Raw genomic sequence first — 20327 nt, 5'->3', positions numbered from 1 at the left:
GGCTCATGCCTCCTGCAGGCGACGCTCTGAAGCGCCGAGGGTACGGGGACGCACCATGAAGTGAGGCGCGGTGATCTGGTGCGATTGCTGGCGGAACTGACGCGGCGTGCAGCCACGCAAACTCAGGAACACGCGATTGAAATTCGAGAGATTGCTGAACCCTGCTTCACGACAGATATCGGTCACCGCCATGGGGGTCGTGGCGAGCAGATGGCAGGCATGGCCGATACGCAGCTTCTGCACGAAGCTCATGAACGTCTCCCCTGTCACCGCGCGGAACTGGCGCGAGAATCCCGAGGGCGTCATGCCGATGGAGGAGGCGATTGTCTCATGCCGGATCGTGGCGGGATCGGTCGTCAGGAGCTGACGCACCAGACGGTTGATGCGCGCCGCGCCGGAAACCCCGGCTCCCCCCGGCAAACTGCGATCGCGCCCGGTGGAAAGACGCCGCCAGGGCGATTGCGACAGCGCGGACAGCAGGGAGACGCAGGAGGCGAGTTTCTGCCCGGGGCTTTGCGCTCCGAGCGCGACAAGCGCCTCGGCATGGGCCAGAGCCTGCCCCCCTGTAAATTCGAGTCCGTGGACCGACTCAGCCAGCATGCGCGTCAGCCCGGACAACTCCGGGCAAAGCGCGATCAATCCCTCGATCCAGCCCTGACTGAACTGGAGCACCACATCACGCCCCCGGAGAACCTCCCCCTCGGAAAGGGGGCTGAACCACGCATGGGGCAGGTCCGGCCCGACGAGTACAAGCTGACCCACCGCAAACGGGCCGATATGGTCGCCAATCATCGCCCGGCCTGCACCCTGCGTGATCAGATGCAGCTCATATTCCGGATGGTAATTCCAGCAGGCAATAGCTGCCGGATAATCATGCTGGTGCCAGCGGAAGCTGCCAGTCTTCTGCTCTGGTATCAGCTCGAGAATAGCCGGGCTCTGCGCGCCTCGGCCATTCTGACCCGAGGGGGTGTGAGCGGTAGGGATGCCATTGAGAAACGACATGAGACGTGCCTCGTCTGTGCAGGGAGTCAGAGCGTGATCTGGAGTTTGACGTCTTCCGGCCGCCCTTCCGCGGCGCGCTCGAAGGCCGCGATACCCTCGCTCAGCGGGAAGCTGCCCGAGATCAGGGGCTTGAGGTCGATGCTCCCCGAGGCAATGAGCGCGATGGCGCGATCATAGACATGGGCATAGCGAAAGATCGTCTCGATGCTCAGTTCCTTGGCCTGCGCCGCGACGATATCCAAGGCGATCTTCCCGGGCGGCATACCGACCAGAACCAGACGCCCCCCGGGGCGTGTGCAGTCCAGCGCGTCACGATAGGCGCTTTCGAACCCGCTTGCCTCGAAGGTGACATCCACGCCCCAGCCCTCACCGCATTGGGCGGCGATACGCTCCGCAGGCTTCGTCTCGGCCAGATTGATCGGCACGATATTGGCATAGCGCCCGGCTATCGCGAGTTTGGGGGCAGAAAAATCGCTGATAAAGACCTGGCTCGCGCCGGAAGCTAGGGCGGAGAGCGCTGTCATGATGCCGATAGGACCAGCCCCGGTGACGAGACAGATATCCCCCGGCTGGATCTTCGCCTTGACGCAGGCATGGACGCCCACAGCCAGAGGCTCGACCATGGCCCCTTCGGCGAAGCTCACATTCTCGGGCAATCTGAACGTATAGGCGGCAGGATGCACCACAGATGGCGTCAGGCAGCCATGCACGGGTGGCGTCGCCCAGAAGCGTACGGCAGGATCGATATTGTAGCACCCGAGACGCGCAGCGCGAGAGAGCGTGTCTGGGATGCCGGGCTCCATACAGACGCGATCGCCGATTTTCAGCGTCGTCACGCGATCGCCAATGGCCGTGATCACCCCTGACGCCTCATGCCCCAGCACCATGGGCTCGCGCACCACAAAGGGGCCGATCGCGCCATGGATATAGTAATGCACATCGCTGCCGCAGATGCCGACGGTATGGATAGCGATACGCACATCATCAGGTCCGAGCGTGTCATCCAGCGCGATCTCCCGCAAGGACAGTTTGCCACGCTCTTCCAGAACCAGTGCCTGCGCCATCTCGTCATTCCTCCCAAGGCCGCCACAATCCCAGAATGCGGGAACGTGACAGATCTGTTAGATATAACGAGGCTATCTCATCAAATAGATCGGTTCTTAACAAAAACTGATGATTTCTTGCGTGTTGAGAACACCACTCCGTGATCGGGGCATGCTGTATGAGCGCTCTCCCCGATCAGCGATGCTTCCCCTCCACGCTCGTACCATTCTGGCTTCCGCCCAGGCCCCGAAGGGTGAGGGCGGATGTTCCGGGCCTGGTCGAGGCTCGACGCCTCAGAATTGAGCGGCGATGGTTCCGAAAAACTCCCGGGGCGCAGCGACGAAAAGATTGGCGTTATCATCTCCCGAAACCGAGGCCGCCCCATAGACACCACCGATATAATCACTGTTGAACAGATTGGTGACGCCGAGAGACAGTTTCATTTCATGGGCGAACAGGATCCTGCCGAAATCATAACTCGCATTCAGGTTGGAAGTCCAATATGACGGGATGTATTCGTCATTGGTATAGGTCATGGCCCGGCGGCTCGTGTAGGTCGTATTGAAATTGAAACTCGCATGATGCCATGTATAGGTTAGATTGGCCTTGTACATGAACTTCGGGTAATAGACCTGATGCTTCCCCTTGATGCTGATGGTCGTACCGTTATAGGGAAACGCGGAATCCTCGTAGGTCGCGTTATTCCAGCTGAAACTATTGGTGATTTCTAGACCTTTGACTGGCCTGATGGCTCCCAGAACGTCTGCGCCATTCATGGTTTCGTGCCCGACATTCAGAAAGGCCGCATAGATGTTGTTGGTTGGCCCGCTGGTAATTGCGGCAAGACGATTGATATAATCAGTGTGATAGAAATCGGCACTTCCGCTGAAAAATTCGGAATTGAAGCGATACCCCACCACATAATTCCAAGTTCGCTCGGGCTTGAGCGTGGCCTTGCTGGCATCGAAAACAGACTGCGCCGAATTGCTCGACGAACCGAGCCCGCCCCAGGGATTGCCCGATCCCGATTGCGTGCCGAAATCATAGGCGCGCATGTTCTCGGCGATGTCCCAGTACAGTTCGTGATGGCCGCCGAAATGCCAGTCCCAGTTGAAATGCGGCAGGAAGGCGTTGGAGGCCGTCAGACTACCTGAGGCCGGATGACTGTAATATGTGCCCCAGCTTTCCGCCAGCGCAGCAGTCTGATCGAAGCTCGTCCCGCCATGGGTGGTTTGCGTGAGCGATTTGAACCCGCCTGTGAGGGTCATGTCCCGCATCAGGTGCCAGACATCCTGAATATAGAACTGGAACGTGTTGGTATTAAAGGAATCGGCAAACCAGGTCGTTGCCTGATAGGCATAGTAGTCGCTTTTCGAATTATGGGCTGCATCTGCGCCATCCTCGTAAAGGCGCATCGGGTAATTGAAGCGGTCATTTTCGTACCACAGCCCGGTCTGGATCGTATGACGACGCAACTTGATATCGAAACTCTGCGTCAGGCCGAGACGGCGCACATCGGGATGCCCTGCCTCATCGGCCATCAATGTGCCCGAGGAAGGCGAGATCAGGAACGGATTGGTCCCCTGATAGACGCCATTGGAGATATGACCGTAAGCCACGCTATGGGAGGTGACATTCGAGGCAAGGTCGAAATCTCCACGCAGGGCCGAGAGATAATTCCGCTGCTCCTGCGTTCCGTCATAGGCGAAATCGCCGACCTCGTCATTGGTGATCCCGGCAGGTAGGCCCGGTGGGATGCCACCATTTTGCGCATAATAGGCGTATTCCTTCGCCTTGGCGTAATCGGGCTTGAGATAAGTTGTGTTACGCCCAAGCAATCGCCACATATTCTTGGTGAGGCTCATAAAATTATACTGGTCGAAATTCGAATAATCGAAGATCGCGGTGATCTTTCCATGGCTGCCCACGGGCTGTACCAGCTTGAAATTGGCCTGGTGCTCCTGCTGGTCGCCAAAGCCTTTCCACAGATCCTGTGCCGTGCGGGCATAGGAAGCGTAGAACTTCGTTCCCGTCGAATTGAGAATACCGCTATCGGCACGAGCGAAGGTTCGAAACAGGTCGAAGCTGCCGAATGTCTGGCTGATACGGCCTCCTGCCTTGTCCTGCGGGTCGTCGGTCGTGAAGGTAATCGCGCCGCCCAGCGTCTGGGCTGAGGGCATTTCCACCGCTCCGGCCCCCTGTGTGAGCGTCATGGAACTGATGTTTTCCTGGATCGCCATCTGGTCTACGCCCAGCCCGTTCCAGTTATGGAAGCCCTGCCCACCCATTGGGATACCGTCCATGGAGACGCCGAGCTGAGACTGGTTGAAGCCGCGGATATAAAGCGTGTTTGCCAGCGTATCGAGCCCGAACGCATCGTCAGAGGCGAAATTGGCCCCCGGTGTCGTCAGGGCCAGAATCTGCATCGGGCTTGTCCCGGCTGTGAAATGATCCATGGTCTGTCGCGTCACCATTTCTGTCGCCCCGTGCGAGGCAATACGATGCGCCGAAATCACCATTGACTCAGGTGAATCCACGATTTGGGAACGGCCGCTTCGTGTGGTCGTGCCCGAATGCCGCCTCACGCCAAGAGGACCCTGTTGACGCATCGGCCCTGGGCGCCCGGCCCGATGTCGCCGTGTCACCGTTATGTGTGGGACTGGGGCGGGGGCCTCGGACGCAAACGCCAGTCCGCTTACCTCCACCCCGTTGGGTGCCAGCCCGATAACCGTTAGGCCCGTCACTGTCAGACCAGCCAACCCTAATCCGGTCATGGTCGTTCTCGGCCGGAAAGTGACACGGACCAGCCCGAAGAGTGACACCGCGCAACGCCCCTCCCTGTTTGCACGAAGCATGATGAGGTTCCTTCCGCAGATGAGGTCAAACGATCCAAGCCGGCGGCCTTGTCATTTCGATAACGATATGTGTATCAAACTATTGACGCAAGATTCGTTACATATCGTTATCGGTCAGGTCAGGGCTGGCTCCCGTATTGCCCGACAGCCCCTACAGGGTTTGGTGTCACGGTCGCTCTAGCCTATGCTCAAGGCTCTACGCCGACCGCCTGCCGTATCCGACCAGAGGACTCCCATGACCGAATGCACCGTCCTGTCAGGACTGAGCCGTCGCAAGGCGCTTCTCTCTCTCGCTGCAACCGGAGGTGGGTTGATGGGAGCCACGCTGGCGCAGGGCGCCCCCGGCCCTGTAGCGCCCCCCAAAGCACCTGAAGGAGAACGCAAGGCCGAGCCCAACGCATCTCATCCCTCACCGGCCGACCAGCCGGGAGCTACGGCCCATCCGGTCATCCGCACGCAAAGCGATGCTTTTTATCGCCCCACCGTTCATTTCTCGCCCGAGAGCGGCTTCATGAACGACCCGAACGGGCTCATTTTCGATAACGGCGTTTTCCACCTCTATTATCAGTTCGATCCGTTTTCTCCCTATGCTGGCCATGTGCATTGGGGCCATGCCACAAGCCCGGATCTGCTCGTGTGGCAGGATCAGCCAATCGCGCTGAACGAGACGAAGGACGGAGAGGCGTTCACGGGATGCGCCGTACTGGATGTGCGCAACAGTTCGGGCCTGTTCCCCGAGGGCAAGAGCGGACTCGTCGCGCTCTATACGCGAGCGACCCCGAAAAAACAGACGCAGTTTCTCGCCATCAGTGAGGATGACGGCCAGAGCTTCAGGGATATTCCGCATAACCCGGTGCTGGATATCGGGAGCAATTCCTTTCGTGACCCCAAGGTTTTCTTCCATATCCCCACGGGGCAATGGGTCATGGTGGTAGCCAAGGCACGGCTGCACCAGATCGCGTTCTACGCCTCGATCGACTTGCAGCACTGGGTGCATCTGAGCGATTTCGGCCCATCGGGTCTGTTCGGGGTCGATTACGAATGCCCGAACCTGATCGAGATCCCGGTCGAGGGTGGTGGGTCGCGCTGGGTGCTGTTCATCTCGGTCAATCCGGGCGGTCCAACCGGCGGCAGCATCACCCAATATTTCGTGGGCAGCTTCGATGGCAGCCATTTCACCCCGGACGATACGGTGATTGGCCTGACCGATTTTGCAAAGGACGCCTATGCCCTGCAGGTCTATGAGAACATGCCGGGCACTCAGGCTGTCTCCGTCGCTTGGTTGGGCAATTGGCAATATTGCCAGGAACTCCCGACACAGAGCTGGCGCGGCTGCATGACCCTGCCGCGCCTCATGACGCTCCGACATGACTCCTCAGGGTGGCTGCGCCTCGCCCAAGCGCCGCGCGGGCTCGAAACCCTGCGCGAGGCCCCGGTTTCCTTTACCTGCAGGAGACTGGCCGCCGGGGCGAGCGCATCTGTCCAACTGCCGCTGGGTGTCGCGCTCGAGTTGACCCTGAGCGCGACGGTCGATCAGATGCCCCCCAATCTCCCCCTGGGTGACAAAGGACGCACCGGGCGCTTCGTGATCGTATTCGGCAATGACATGGGGGAGAGCCTGACCATCGGCTTCGATGCGTTCAGCGGTCAACTCTGGATTGACCGGGCTGATCTGAATGGCTTCAAGCAGCCTTTCTTCACCGGACAATTCTCGACCCCTCTCAATCCCGACGACCGGCATTTCGATATCAGGCTCGTACTCGATGCCTGTACGCTCGAGGTTTTCGCCAATGGCGGCCTCTCTGTCGGGACCGCCCTTCTCTTTCCGGCCAATCCTCTGACTTTCCTGAAGCTGGAGGCGACGGGGACCGGAGCAAGCATCGAGACGCTGGGGCTCTACCGCCTGAAGAAAGTGATGCCGCGTCAGACCGCACTTTGAGCCTGTTGCAGGCCTGAACAGAGCCTACGGCCTGTGGTAAGGCCCTACAGACGCCCCTGACCGGAGTATCTTGACCCGATGTCTTTCACCACCTGTCTACTCGTCATGCTCGGCGGCGCTATCGGCACGCTTGGCCGCTACCTGATGTCGGTTGCGACAGCCCCTTATAGCCGCGCCATGCCTTGGGGGACGATCCTCGCCATCAACACGCTAGGGTCCTTCGTGATCGGCTTTTTCGGCACGCTGACGCTCGCCCATGGCCGCTTTCCGGTTTCGGAAAACATGCGCCTGTTCGTGATGGTTGGTATCTGTGGCGGGTATACGACTTTCTCGTCCTTCAGCCTTCAGACCCTAGACCTGCTGCGCGCCGACGCGCTGGGACGTGCACTGGCCAATATCCTGCTTTCAGCCGTGCTCTGCGTTGGCGCCGTATCGCTTGGACATCTCGCCGCATCCAAGCTCAATGCTGGTGCCTTTCAGATCGCGCAGAACGAGACCGAAGAAGACGCCTGAGGCGCAAGCCTGGCCTGCAGGCCTGCGCCCTCCCTTTGGCACAAGGGCTCAGGCGGAAAGCGCCTCGAAGCGCGCCGTCTGCTCATCGCAGCGATAGAAATCCGCCATCGGGTAGGGCTGACGTGCCAGAGTGGCAACCGCATCGATCACGCGATCAACCTTCTCATCATTCATCAACACGCTGAAATTAAGCCGGGTCCAGCCCGGCTTGTCGATTTCATGCCCGGAGAGGATTGCGCGCCGCAAAATATCCGAAGCCGGGGCGTCGATGGAAAGCAATCGATGGGCATAAGGTCCGGCGCAAGCACAGCCGCCACGCGCCTGGATGCCGTAGCAGTCCGACAAAAGCCTGGTGAAAAGCTGCTGGTGGATGTGCCCGCCGCGCTGGGAATCCTTGATACGCATGGAGAAAATGGGGAGAGCGGGTATCGCGGGGGATGCGCCGATCAGGTCGATTTCCGGCACGTTGCTCCAGGCCGCATAGGCGCGCTCGCGCAGAGCCGCATGACGTGCATCCATGACATCCTGCCCGATCGCCTCCTTCACGAGGAACGCGAGTGCGGCACGGATATCGCCCACGACATTGGGCGTCCCCGCCTCCTCACGGTCGCTCACGCGGTCGGAGTAATCATGCCCCCAGGGCGAGACGAAGCGGACCGTACCACCGCCTGGCAGGCTGGGTCGCGCGATCGCCACGGCCTCATCACGCACGATCATAACCCCAGAAGCACCAGGCCCGCCGATGAACTTGTGGGACGAGATCACGACCGCATCCTTCTGGGCAGGTGTGCCCGCTGCCATGTCGATCGCCAGATACGGGCCACCCCCGGCATAGTCCCACACCGAGCGCGCGCCGTGGGCATTCAGAAGGCGCGTGACCGCATCCACATCAGTGAGGATTCCCGTGACATTCGAGGCGGCTGAAAAAGCCCCGACGACCAGCCTGTCTGCACCTGCCTCGGAAAGCACGGCTTCCAGCATCGCCAGATCGGGACCGCCCAGCGGACCTTCCGCGATCTCGATGATCTCGGCGCCGCTTTCGCGCCAGGGCAGAATATTGGAATGATGCTCGTAAGGGCCGATGATCACGAGCGGGGTGCGTCCCTCCGCCACGCTCTGGGCGACGCCCATGAGGCTGACGAGACGATTGATCCCCGCCGTAGCGCCCGATCCGGTGAAGACAACGCTATATCCTGCGGGAGCCTTGCACAGCCGGGCGATCTGGGCGCGGGCCGAGGCGCGCAGGCGCGTCATCATACGCCCGCAATAGGATGCCTGGGTGTGGCTGTTGGCGTAATAGGGCAGCACCTGGGTCAGCATGAAGTTCTCGACCTGGAGCAGAGCGCGTCCGGACGCCACATAATCGGCATAAACCAATGGATGATCACCAAAGGGTCCCGGGACCGCCACCCCCTCACCAATCACCCCTTTGCGCAGCGCCTCGATACCGCCGGCGCCACCGAGCGAGCGGGCAAATTCATCGAGACAGGTATCGGGGTCGAACATCGGGGCAGCTCCTAAAGGGGATAAGCCACGATAGAGCGATCAAACCGGGAAAACCTTCCCTATCTACACCGCGATTAGTGCTATCTTTCTATCAAATGATCTGTTTTTGTGGTTTTCATGGATCATATTGATAAGGCACTCCTGCGCGCCCTCCAACAGAATGCCGCGCTCTCGCAACGTGATCTGGCCGAGAAGGTCGGGCTTTCGCAAAATGCCTGCTGGCGTCGGCTCCATGCCCTGCGCGCGGCCGGGGTGATCGAGGGCGAGACGATACGCCTCTCGCAAGAGGCTGTCGGGCTCGGGGTCACCGTATTCGTGATGGTGCGTACGCGTTTCCATTCCCATGACTGGCTCAGCCAGTTTCGGGAGGCCGTACTCTCCATCCCCCATATCGTCGATTTCCACCGCTTGGCCGGGGATTACGATTACATGCTCAAGATTGTGGCCAAGGACATGAATGCCTTTGATGGCATCTACCAGACCCTGATCAGCAAGGTCGAACTGGATACGGTGACCTCCTATCTCTCGATGGAGGCCATCGCCAATAACCGGGACATGCCCGTCTGATGAAGAGGCAGGCGACTATCGGGGCACCGCCTGCCTTCGTCAGGTTCAGTCGCCCTCAGGCTTCGTGATCAGCTCGAACAAGAGCACAGATCGACCCGTGACCGTATAGATCTGCTCCTGGGCAAAATGCTCATCCTCCAGAGCGGCACCGTCATCCGGGCGGTTCGTATCGAGCAGGAGCTTCCAGTCCTCGCCTTCCGCCTTGGGCAGGGCGAACTCGACGACATCGTGCCAGCTATTGAGGATGATCAGAAGCGTTGCATCGCCACCGCGCCGCATGATGCCACTCATCTGCGCACGGCCATCGAGCATCAGCCCGAAACATTGCGCCAGTGACCACTCATCCTGGTGCATCTCGCTTCCCGATGCGCTGACCCAGGTAAGCTCCTTCACATCGAGATCGGGGTTATACGCCTCGGTCAGGAAGCGTGAACGACGCAGGATGGGAAAGCGACGACGCAATTCGAGCAGGCGTGAGGTAAATTTGGAAAGGCGCGCGCCCTCCTCGGAAATGCTCCAGTTGACCCAGGAGATGTCGTTATTCTGACAATAGGCGTTGTTGTTGCCCCCTTGCGTGCGCCCGAACTCATCCCCCGCAAGGATCATGGGTGTGCCTTGGGAAAAGATCAGGGTCGCCAGCATGTTACGGCACTGCCGCCAGCGTATGGCATTGATCTCGGCGTCTTCGGTGGGCCCTTCCGCGCCATAATTATAGGAGCGGTTATCCGAGGTCCCATCCTTGCCGTCTTCGCCATTCGCCTCATTGTGTTTCTCATTATAGGACACACAATCGAGCAGGGTGAATCCGTCATGGGCCGTGATGAAGTTCACGCTTGCCCAGGCCTGACGACCGGAATGGTTGAACATGTCCGGACTGCCGAGCAGACGCGGTGCCAAAACGTCGGCCTTGGCCTCGCCGCGCCAGAAATCACGCACTGTATCGCGGAACTTGTCATTCCATTCCGCCCAGCCCGGTGGGAAATGCCCCACCTGATACCCGCCCGGACCGACATCCCAGGGCTCGGCGATCATCTTCAGATGGGTCAGCGTTGGATCCTGACGGCAGATGCGCAGGAACCCGGACTCACTGTCGAAGCCATCAAGTTCACGGGCCAGAATTGTTCCGAGATCGAAGCGGAATCCGTCAACGCCGATCTCATTTGCCCAGTAACGCAAACTATCGACAACGAATTGTATTGGAGCAAGCTTGGTGAGATTGAAGGTATTACCTGTTCCCGTATCGTTTATGTAGAATCTCTTGTTGTCCGGCATCAGGCGATAATAGGATGCGTTGTCCAACCCCTTGAATGACAGGGTCGGGCCGAGTTCGTTGCCTTCTGCCGTGTGATTATAGACAACGTCCATGATTACTTCGATCCCGGCCTCATGATAGGCCGCGATCATGCGTCGGACCTCCGAGATCGCATCGTCCTGATCGGCGGCATAGCGGGTGTCAGGCGCAAAGAAGCCGATGGTGTTGTAGCCCCAGTAGTTCGTAAGCCCCTTATCGACCAGATATTCGTCCGCTACGAAGCTCTGAATCGGCAGCAACTCGATGGCCGTGACCCCGACCGATTTCAGATGCTCGATCACATGGCGATTGGCCAGACCGGCATAGGTCCCGCGCAGGCGACGCGGAACACGAGGATGGTTGAGCGTGTAGCCTCGGACATGGGTCTCGTACACCACCGTGTCGGACCAACGCGTTCCGAGCGGGCGCAGATGCTGGGCCGCCGGATCAGTGATCACGCATTTGGGGATGTACCGTGCACTGTCGCGCTCATCAAAGCTCAGATCCTTGTCGGCATGACCGAGCTGGTAGCCGAACAGGGCCGGATTCCATTCGATCTCTCCGAAATGCTCGCGAGCATAGGGATCGAGAAGCAGCTTGTTGGGATTGAAGCGATGTCCTTCATCGGGCTCGTAAGGTCCATGGACGCGCAGCCCGTAAAGCTGGCCGGGACGCAGATCCGGGATCCAGCCGTGAAAAACCTGGTCCGTATATTCCGGGAGCCTGATCCGGTCCGTCTCGCGCTCGCCATTCTGGTCGAACAGACAGACATCCACCGCCTCGGCATTGGCCGAGAACACGGCGAAGTTCACGCCCTTGCCGTCATAAACGGCACCGCGTTCGGCGGGGCTCCCTTCCTTCAGGCGTTTTGCAAAGGAATCACTCATGATTTTCTTTCCATCCTGACCCGTTGCGCCAGGCTTTTCACAGATCGAGCCGGGACAACGTGAGGCCTAACGCTCCGGGATGGATTAGAGTTGATAACATAAACGCGAGCGGATAACGATTTTAGCTCCCCCGCGTTCCACAAGTATTAACATACGTTTTTCCTGCGAATTCTTCCGCAAATGCCTAAAGATGAGGCTCGCCATGCCGACAGACCAGATCGTTGCGATTCCGACAGATCTGCAGCTCCTTTCCGTTTCGGCAGAGATGTTCCCCTTCGTGAAGACCGGAGGACTCGGGGACGTGGCAGCCTCGCTGCCCGTCGCGTTGCGTCATCATGGCGTACGGACCCGAACGATTCTGCCCGGCTATCGCTCGGTCATGAGCGCCTTGGTCCAGAAGACCGAGGCCTATGTGTTTCATGACATGTTGGGGTATCGCGCCACGGTATGGGAGGGGACGGCGCATGGCCATCATCTTTATGCTGTCGATGTGCCGGAGCTTTTCGATCGGCCCGGCGGCCCCTATCTCGGCCCGGACGGCCGCGACTGGCCGGACAATGACATCCGTTTTGCCGTGCTCTCGCGCGTAGCAGCCTGTATTGCTCAGGGCTGCCTGCCCAATTGGCGCCCTGATGCCGTCATGACCCATGACTGGCAGGCCGGGCTCGTTCCTGCCTATCTGCGCTATGACGAACTGCCCGCGCCGCCCGTGGCTCATGTGATTCACAACATGGCGTTCCAGGGGCTTTTCCCGCGCGAACTTCTGCCGCGCATCGGCCTGCCCGAGCGGGCTTTCGCCGTCGACGGTGTCGAGTTCTATGGCAAGGTCGGGTACATGAAAGCGGCGCTGCAGATCGCCGATCGCCTGATCACCGTGTCACCCACCTATGCCGAAGAGATTCAGACCGCAGAGAACGGCATGGGGCTCGAGGGCCTGCTGAGCGCCCGAGCCGGCGCCCTGCATGGCATCTTGAACGGCATCGATCTGCATGACTGGAATTCGCTGACCGACCCCGCCGTGATCTTCCCTTATGCCATTGGTGATATCGCCGGTCGTCGCGCCAACAAACGCGTCTTTCAGGCAGAGTTCGGCTTACCCCAGGACCCCAATGCCATGCTTCTCGGGATTGTCAGCCGTCTGACCCGGCAGAAGGGCGTCGATATCCTTGCCGAGATCGCCCCACGCCTTTTCCAGGCCAATATCCAGCTCGCCGTTGTTGGCGTGGGCGATGCCGACATCATGCAGTCCTTCCGCGCCCTGCAACTTGCCTATCCTCGAAATCTTGTCTGTCATCTTCGCTATGATGAGACACTGGGTCACCGCCTGCATTCCGCAGTGGACGCCTCCCTTATTCCGTCGCGCTTCGAGCCTTGTGGCCTGACCCAGCTTCATGCTCTGCGCTATGGGTCCGTGCCGATCGCCGCCCGCGTGGGCGGTCTGACCGACACGATTGTCGATGCAAATGCCGCAGCCATCGAGGAGGGCGTGGCCAATGGCATCCTGTTCTCCCCGACGCAGGCAGATGCACTGTATCGCGCCATCAAGCACGGCAAGAAGCTGTTCAGACAGAAATCTGTCTGGGCACGCCTGCAGCGAAACGGGTCTCTGCATGACGTATCCTGGCATGGCAAAGCCGCGCATTACGCCCGGCTGCTGCTCGAGATGACGGGCCGCGCGCCCGTACGCATCGTAGGGGACAGCGATATCGCCCCGCGCCTGAGCGACATGGGCATGCCTCTGAGCCCGAATACCTCGTTCACCCGTACGGCCAGAATGCCGCAAAGCCGTCCCCGCAACCCAGGGCTTGGCCGGACGGACCTGCCCCGCTTCGGCACCAATGCCTGACGCTCCGTTTTCTGACGTAGACTTTTTCGAGGCGAGACGCTCCATTCCATGACCGACACCACACTGACACAGGTGACTGAGAAATCCCCCAAGCCTCAGGAGCAGGGCTTGATCGACGCGATCGTCGAGGGGCGCTGCCACGACCCTTTCTCCTATCTGGGCCGCCACCGGGAAGGCCGGGGCAATATCGTCCGCGTTTTCTATCCTGACGCGGTCGAGGTGCGCCTGGTCGCCGAACGAAAGGGCAAGCCACCGCTTGAAAAGAAGATGGAGCGCATCGACGAGCGCGGCATCTATGCGGCAACGATCAGCCTTCAGGCCCCGCGCTATAGCCTGCGCATTCTCTGGGCTGACGGGTGGCAGGAAACCCGTGATCCTTACAGCTTCGGTACGCTGATCGGCGATCTGGATCTCTACCTGTTTTCCGAGGGTAATCACCGCGATATCGACCAGATCATGGGCGCGCATATTGCGGAAGTCGACGGTGTCGCAGGTGTGCGCTTCAGCGTCTGGGCACCCAACGCCCTGCGGGTTTCCGTCATCGGAGATTTCAACATCTGGGACGGCCGCCGTCATCCGATGCGCCTGCGCCACAGCGCGGGTATCTGGGAGCTTTTCGTACCCGGTATCGGCTCGGGCGAGCGCTACAAATTCGAGATCATGGCGCAGAACGGCACCGTTCTGCCTGCCAAGGCCGATCCTTATGCGCGCTACGCCGAGTTACCGCCTGCAACCGCTTCCATCGTTGCACCCCCGCTGGAGCATCACTGGGAAGATCAGGACTGGATGGCCGAACGCGCCAGCCGTCAGGGACTTGAAGCGCCGATCTCGATCTATGAATTGCATGTGCCTTCGTGGCAGCGGATCAATTCCCCGACCGGCTACATCAGCTGGAACGATCTGGGCGATCGGCTGATTCCCTATATCAAGGATCTGGGCTTCACCCATATTGAGCTCATGCCGATCACCGAATATCCGTTTTCCGGGTCCTGGGGGTATCAACCCCTCAGCATGTACGCGCCGACATCGCGTCACGGTACCCCTGCGGAATTCGCCCGCTTTGTGGATCGATGCCATCAGGCCTCTATCGGGGTCATCATTGACTGGGTACCGGCGCATTTTCCAACGGATGCGCATGGGCTCGCCCTGTTCGATGGGACACATCTCTATGAGCATTCCGATCCGAAGGAAGGCTATCATCAGGACTGGCACACCCTGATCTATAATTTCGGCAGGACAGAAATACGCAATTTCCTGACTGGAAGCGCACTCTACTGGCTGCGCAATTTCCACGTGGACGGACTGCGCGTGGATGCCGTTGCTTCGATGCTCTACCGCGATTACAGCCGCAAGGATGGGGAGTGGTGCCCGAACATCTATGGGGGGCGTGAAAATCTCGAGGCCGTCAACTTCATGCGTGAGTTGTCAGGGATTGTGCGGGATTACTGTCATGATGCGATGCTCATCGCCGAGGAATCCACTGCATGGCCAGGCGTCACGGCACCGCCCGAGATTGGCGGGCTGGGCTTTCGCTACAAGTGGAACATGGGATGGATGCATGACACGCTACGCTATATGCAGCAGGACCCACTCTGGCGCCGGTATCACGGTTCCGACGTCACCTTCGGGATGATCTATGCGTATACCGAGCATTTCATCCTGCCCCTTTCGCATGACGAGGTGGTGCACGGCAAAGGCTCACTCCTGTCGCGCATGCCGGGCGATGACTGGCGCAGACACGCCAATCTGCGCGCCTATTACGCACTCATGTGGGCCTATCCCGGCAAGAAACTCCTCTTCATGGGGGGCGAATTTGCCCAATGGGAAGAGTGGCACAATGACCGCGAGCTTGCCTGGCACCGGATGAACGACAAGCTCGGACGCGGCGTCTTCGAGACGATGCGGGCGCTCAATGGCCTGTATCAGAGCGAGCGCGCTCTCTCGTCGCGTGATTTTCAGCATGACGGCTTTCGCTGGGTCATCGCTGACGACACCGAGAACACCGTGTTTGCCTGGCTGCGCCAGGCCCCTGATGCCGATCCTGTCCTTGTTGTCTGCAACATGACGCCGGTGGTGCATCATGATTATCGCATCGGCGTTCCGATGGGTGGAGACTGGGTTGAAAGGCTCAATACCGATCAGGATCTCTTCGGTGGTTCAGGCATCGTTCATGAGGGGCCAATCACGGCATCGCGAGAATCTGCGCATGGGATGGAACATTCTCTCGTTCTGACGCTTCCACCCCTCGCCGTCATGTATCTCATGCCCAGACGGGGCTGAACTTCCCTTTTCAGGAGGCACCGATGCCGCAAGGATATCTTTACGAGACCCAATTCGGTGCCACCCCCCAGAGTGACGGAACCACGCGTTTCTCGCTCTGGGCTCCTTCCTGCGAGAGCGTGTCACTCGAAATCGAGAATGATGCTCCCCAGCCCATGGATCGCGATGCCGAGGGCGTTTTCAGCCTCATAGCCTCCTGCCCTGCTGGTGCACGGTATCGCTACAGGATCCGCGGGGACCTCGCCGTTCCCGACCCGGCAAGCCGGTTTCAGCCAGAAGGCGTTCACGGCCCGAGCGTCGTGACCGATCCGAGCGGCTATGTCTGGCGCAGCACGCGCTGGGCGGGACGCCCCTGGCAGGAAGCCGTCATTTATGAACTCCATGCAGGCCTGATGGGCGGATTTGACGGTGTCCGCGACCGACTGGATGAGCTTAAGGCGCTCGGTATCACTGCTATCGAGATCATGCCGGTCAACAGCTTTGGCGGCACACGAAACTGGGGATATGATGGCGTCCTGCCCTATGCCCCGACGGCGGCCTATGGCGAGCCCGACTCACTCAAGCACTTGATCGATTCAGCCCATGAAAAGGGGCTCATGGTCATTCTCGACGTGGTCTACAACCATTTCGGCCCTGACGGGAATTTCCTGCATGAATATGCCGAAGCGTTTTTCGATCACGAGAACAATTCAAGCTGGGGCACAGGAATTGCCTTCGCCAAGCCAGAGGTCGCGACCTTCTTTATCGATAACGTCCTGTACTGGTTGCTGGAGTTCCGCTTCGACGGTGTCCGCATCGACGCGGCCTCGGCGATTACCGACCACGCGTGGTTCGGCAAGCTGCGCGACAAGGTACGGGAGGTGGTCGAGCCCGGCCGCCAGGTCCATCTCATTCTGGAAAACGAGAACAACGATGCCGGGTTGTTGCGCGATGGGTTCACGGCCCAGTGGAATGATGACGGCCATAACGTTCTGCACGTCATGCTGACAGGAGAAAAGGAGGGCTATTATGAGATGTTCGCTGATAACCCGACTGAAATCCTTGCTCGCGTCCTGCAGGAGGGCTTTGCCTATCAGGGCGAGATGAACCCTTATTCGGGCAAGAAGCGTGGCATGCCGAGCGGCGACCTCCCTGCCTCCAAATTCATCCTGTTTCTGCAGAACCACGATCAGACCGGTAACCGGGCGCTCGGGGAGCGCCTCATTTCACTCGCCTCACCCGACGCCGTCCATGCGGCTTATGCGCTTTTGCTCCTGAGCCCGATGGTGCCCATGCTCTTCATGGGAGAGGAATGGGGATGCCGTACGCCATTCCTGTTCTTCTGCGACTTCCAGGGGGATCTGGCCGATGCTGTCCGTGAAGGACGACGCAAGGAATTCGCCAAATTTTCGTCGTTCCAAGACCCGGAAAAGCGCAAAAGCATCCCGGATCCAAATGCGCTCTCAACCTTCGATCGGTCTCGCCCTGACCGGGAGGAACGGGCGACGCTGGATGGGCGTATCTGGCTCGACCGGACCCACACACTTCTGGGCCTGCGCAAGCGCCACCTCGTGCCCCGGCTTGCCGATGTCCATAGTCTGGGCGCAACGGTAATCGGCGATAAATCGGTACTCGCGCGCTGGAAGCTCGATGATGGCACCATTCTCTCGATAGCGCTCAACCTGTCCGATCACGAAACCTGCAGGATCAATGAACCGGACCAGCTTCTCTATAGCTCTGCCACCAGACGGGCAGTAGACACAGTCCCACCTGGCAGCCTTGTCGCCGGTCTGGAGTCATGATCATGAAAAGCCTTCCCCTGACTGCCACGCTGCGCCTGCAGTTTCATCGCGAGTTCACTTTCGATCACGCCATTCCACTCATCCCCTATTTCCGCAAACTCGGTATCAGCCATCTCTATGCTTCGCCACTTCTGGCTTCCACACCCGGGTCGATGCATGGCTATGACACGATCGACTGCCATCGCATCGATCCTGACCGCGGCGGGATTGACGGTCTGAAGCGGCTGGTCGCGCGCCTGCGCCAGGAAGGTATGGGGCTTTTGCTGGATATTGTACCCAACCATATGGGCGTCGGGCCGGATAATGGCTGGTGGATGGATGTCCTGCGTCTGGGACAGCGCAGCGCCTATGCACAGCACTTCGATATCGACTGGACACCCCCAGACCCGAGTCTGCATCACAAGGTCCTTCTTCCGTTTCTGGGCGACCCGCTGGTTGATATCATCCATGCCGGGGGGCTTACGCTTGGTTATGCCCAAGGCGGTGGAACGCTCGACCTTCTATATGGCGATCATCGTTTTCCTCTGTCGCCCGAAAGTGCAACCGAAATAATGGGGGAGGCCGGGCTCCCTGCCGCGAGAAAAGCGGACGCAAGCTTCCAGAAACCCGATGACGGCAAGGCTCTTCTGGGGCGCCTCAACGAACTGGTTGACCATCACACGAAAAAGGGCCGCGCAAGATTGCGTACGCTGCTCGATGCCCAGCATTACCGCCTCGCCTGGTGGCGCGCTGCGGGTGATCTGATTAACTGGCGCCGATTCTTCGATGTCACCTCGCTCGTGGCGTTGCGCATGGACCGTCGGGAGGTCTTTGAGGACGCCCACAAGCTCGTATTCGAACTGTATCGTGAGGGCCTCATCGACGGGCTTCGCGTCGATCACGTGGATGGTCTCGCGCGCCCGGCGGAATATTGTTCCCGTTTGCGTGCCAAGCTCGACGGGCTGCGGCGCGAGCGTCCGGAAGGGCTACAGGATCAGGCCCCGTTCTTCATCGAGAAGATACTGCAGCACAACGAGATTCTGCCGCTCGAATGGCCTGTAACAGGCACGACGGGCTATGACTTCCTTGAGCAGGTGGATCTGCTGCTCCATCATCCTGCCGGCGAGGCCCCTCTGACGGCGCTCTGGTCTGAACTGGGCATGGCTGATTTCGAGGATGTCGAGCATCTTGCACGCATCGAAAAACTGGATACCTCGTTCGTTGCGGATTTCGATACGCTTGTCAGTCTTCTGCAGAAACAGTTTGAGCAAGAGCGCGATATCACGCCCCACGCCCTTGGGACCGTCCTGCGTGCCCTTCTGATCGTCTTTCCTGTCTATCGCAGCTACTTCGCTGACGGAGGCGATTCCGGAGCGGATTTCCGCGCTATCGACCGGGCACGTCTCGCTGCGCAGCATCTCCTTCCTTCGTACCAGCATGCGCTGCTCGACCAGCTTTGCCAGTTTTTGGCCGATGCGCGTATCGACACAACGGAGCGGCAGGATATCCTCGAGCGCTTCGAGCATCTGACAGCGCCTCTCACGGCAAAGGCTGGGGAAGACACGGCTTTTTATCGTTACGCCCGCCTGCTCTCGCGCAATGATGTGGGATGTAATCCCGATCGGTTCGCCGCCTCACCGCTCGCCTTCCATATGACCAACCGTGAGCGACAGGCGAACCATCCCCTGGCGCTGCTCACCACAGCGACCCATGATCACAAACGTGGAGAAGACGGCCGCACGCGACTGATGGTGCTGAGTGAGCCGGAAGCCAAGTGGCCAGATATCGCCGCCTCCTGGCTGGAACAAACACAGGATCTCCTTGAAAAAACCTCCCACGGGCTCTCTCCTGTTCCCGCCGATGCGTATTTCATCCTGCAGACACTGATCTCCTCCTGGCCTCTGGCTGAGGAAGAACAGGAATCCTACCCGGAGCGCGTCAGCGCCTATCTGACGAAGGCGCTGCGCGAAGCAGGTGAGCGGACAAGCTGGAGCCACCCGGAAGAGGCGTATGAAGAAGCCTGCCTGACCTTTGCGAAGCTTTGCATCACGGGTGATTTCCGTGCGCAGATCACCAGGCTCCTCGCTCATATCGGCCCATCTGCAGCGCTCAACAGCCTGTCCCAGACAGTGCTGCGTATGACCAGCCCCGGTGTTCCCGACCTTTATCAGGGGCGCGAATGCTGGGATTTCAGTCTTGTCGATCCGGATAACAGACGCCCTGTCGATTACACGCGTCATCAGGCCATGAACCAGAAGGGCGTCTCTTTCGCGGCCAGCGCCACAGACTGGAAAACGGGTCGTGTAAAGCAGGCTTTGATCGAGACCGTACTCGATCTGCGCCTGCGCAACCCCAACCTGTTCGAGACCGGTCGTTACCTTTCCCTGGCCCCGACAGGTCCCCTGTCCGACCATATTATCGCCTTCGAGCGCGAGAGCCCCGAGGGCGCTTGCCTGGTAATAGCGCCCCGCCTGACCATGGCGCTCTCACCGGCGCCCGCGCTTTCCACCCGCCATGAGGGATGGGCGAAAACCCATATTCCGGCGCGGGGCGCCTGGAGAAGCCTGCTCCATGAGGGCGTGACCCATCAGGGGGGGGATTTGCCCCTCGCTTATCTGGATGGGCGTGTTCCCCTCGATGTCCTGGTCAGGCAGGACTGAATCCGGTTGGGGTCAGGCGGGGTAAGGAACTCACGCCTGACCGAAGCAGGAAAAAGCAATTCTCCCGAAGTTCCCCAGCTTCGCATATCCGGGGCGATCATATTCTCCCTTTGGGCTTTTCCGGCATCATTGGGCATCAATATTGCCCGTAATCCTTTCCTGTGCGTTGCACGCCGC

At 59.6% G+C, this 20327-nt stretch carries 12 protein-coding genes; 7 read left to right on the top strand and 5 right to left on the bottom strand.

Going from position 1 to position 20327, the window contains the following annotated elements; all coding sequences use genetic code 11:
* Positions 1 to 3: 3 nt before the first annotated feature.
* The 3 genes from C0V97_RS14210 to C0V97_RS14200 all read right to left on the bottom strand — a co-directional run bounded on the left by C0V97_RS14210 (position 4) and on the right by C0V97_RS14200 (position 4565).
* A complete protein-coding gene (locus tag C0V97_RS14210) occupies positions 4 to 1002 on the bottom strand; it encodes an AraC family transcriptional regulator (RefSeq protein WP_127103226.1) in 999 nt (332 codons plus the stop codon).
* A gap of 26 nt (positions 1003 to 1028) precedes the next feature.
* Positions 1029 to 2066 carry an NAD(P)-dependent alcohol dehydrogenase gene (locus C0V97_RS14205; protein WP_127103225.1) on the bottom strand — a complete coding sequence of 346 codons (1038 nt, stop codon included), beginning with the start codon at positions 2064 to 2066 and terminating at the stop codon, positions 1029 to 1031.
* 273 nt (positions 2067 to 2339) lie between these two features.
* A complete protein-coding gene (locus tag C0V97_RS14200; protein ID WP_233582184.1) occupies positions 2340 to 4565 on the bottom strand; it encodes a TonB-dependent receptor domain-containing protein in 2226 nt (741 codons plus the stop codon).
* Between the two features lie 571 nt (positions 4566 to 5136).
* On the opposite strand from C0V97_RS14200, the gene C0V97_RS14195 reads away from it, so the two are divergent.
* Both C0V97_RS14195 and crcB read left to right on the top strand, forming a co-directional pair.
* Entirely contained in the window at positions 5137 to 6840 is a 1704-nt protein-coding gene (locus C0V97_RS14195; RefSeq protein ID WP_127103224.1) for a glycoside hydrolase family 32 protein, read from the top strand.
* Between the two features lie 78 nt (positions 6841 to 6918).
* The gene (gene crcB / locus C0V97_RS14190) at positions 6919 to 7353 is read left to right on the top strand and encodes a fluoride efflux transporter CrcB (protein ID WP_127103223.1); all 435 of its coding nucleotides are present in this window, start codon (positions 6919 to 6921) and stop codon (positions 7351 to 7353) included.
* A 48-nt stretch (positions 7354 to 7401) separates the two neighbouring features.
* Here crcB and C0V97_RS14185 read toward each other — a convergent pair whose 3' ends face one another.
* Positions 7402 to 8859, bottom strand: coding sequence for an aminotransferase class V-fold PLP-dependent enzyme (locus C0V97_RS14185; RefSeq protein ID WP_127103222.1), 1458 nt, complete (start codon positions 8857 to 8859; stop codon positions 7402 to 7404).
* Positions 8860 to 8976: 117 nt separating this feature from the next.
* On the opposite strand from C0V97_RS14185, the gene C0V97_RS14180 reads away from it, so the two are divergent.
* Positions 8977 to 9426 carry an Lrp/AsnC family transcriptional regulator gene (locus tag C0V97_RS14180; protein WP_127103221.1) on the top strand — a complete coding sequence of 150 codons (450 nt, stop codon included), beginning with the start codon at positions 8977 to 8979 and terminating at the stop codon, positions 9424 to 9426.
* A 45-nt stretch (positions 9427 to 9471) separates the two neighbouring features.
* On the opposite strand, the gene glgX is transcribed toward C0V97_RS14180, so the two are convergent.
* A complete protein-coding gene (glgX, locus tag C0V97_RS14175) occupies positions 9472 to 11604 on the bottom strand; it encodes a glycogen debranching protein GlgX (RefSeq protein WP_127103220.1) in 2133 nt (710 codons plus the stop codon).
* A 202-nt stretch (positions 11605 to 11806) separates the two neighbouring features.
* On the opposite strand from glgX, the gene glgA reads away from it, so the two are divergent.
* The 4 genes from glgA to treY are packed head-to-tail and all read left to right on the top strand — an operon-like array spanning position 11807 to position 20150.
* Positions 11807 to 13450 (top strand): glycogen synthase GlgA, encoded by a 1644-nt coding sequence (glgA, locus tag C0V97_RS14170; protein WP_127103219.1) that lies wholly within the window; start codon positions 11807 to 11809, stop codon positions 13448 to 13450.
* Positions 13451 to 13498: 48 nt separating this feature from the next.
* Positions 13499 to 15730, top strand: coding sequence for a 1,4-alpha-glucan branching protein GlgB (gene glgB, locus C0V97_RS14165; protein ID WP_127103218.1), 2232 nt, complete (start codon positions 13499 to 13501; stop codon positions 15728 to 15730).
* 23 nt (positions 15731 to 15753) lie between these two features.
* Positions 15754 to 17511, top strand: coding sequence for a malto-oligosyltrehalose trehalohydrolase (treZ, locus tag C0V97_RS14160; protein WP_127103217.1), 1758 nt, complete (start codon positions 15754 to 15756; stop codon positions 17509 to 17511).
* A 2-nt stretch (positions 17512 to 17513) separates the two neighbouring features.
* On the top strand, positions 17514 to 20150 hold the full coding sequence (gene treY, locus C0V97_RS14155; RefSeq protein ID WP_158625432.1) for a malto-oligosyltrehalose synthase: 2637 nt from the start codon (positions 17514 to 17516) through the stop codon (positions 20148 to 20150).
* Positions 20151 to 20327: the final 177 nt, after the last annotated feature.

The organism is Asaia sp. W19, assembly GCF_003994335.1.
Classification (GTDB): domain Bacteria; phylum Pseudomonadota; class Alphaproteobacteria; order Acetobacterales; family Acetobacteraceae; genus Asaia.
The sequence above is the reverse complement of the archived record's forward strand: the minus strand, read 5'-3'. Positions and strand labels throughout refer to the sequence as shown.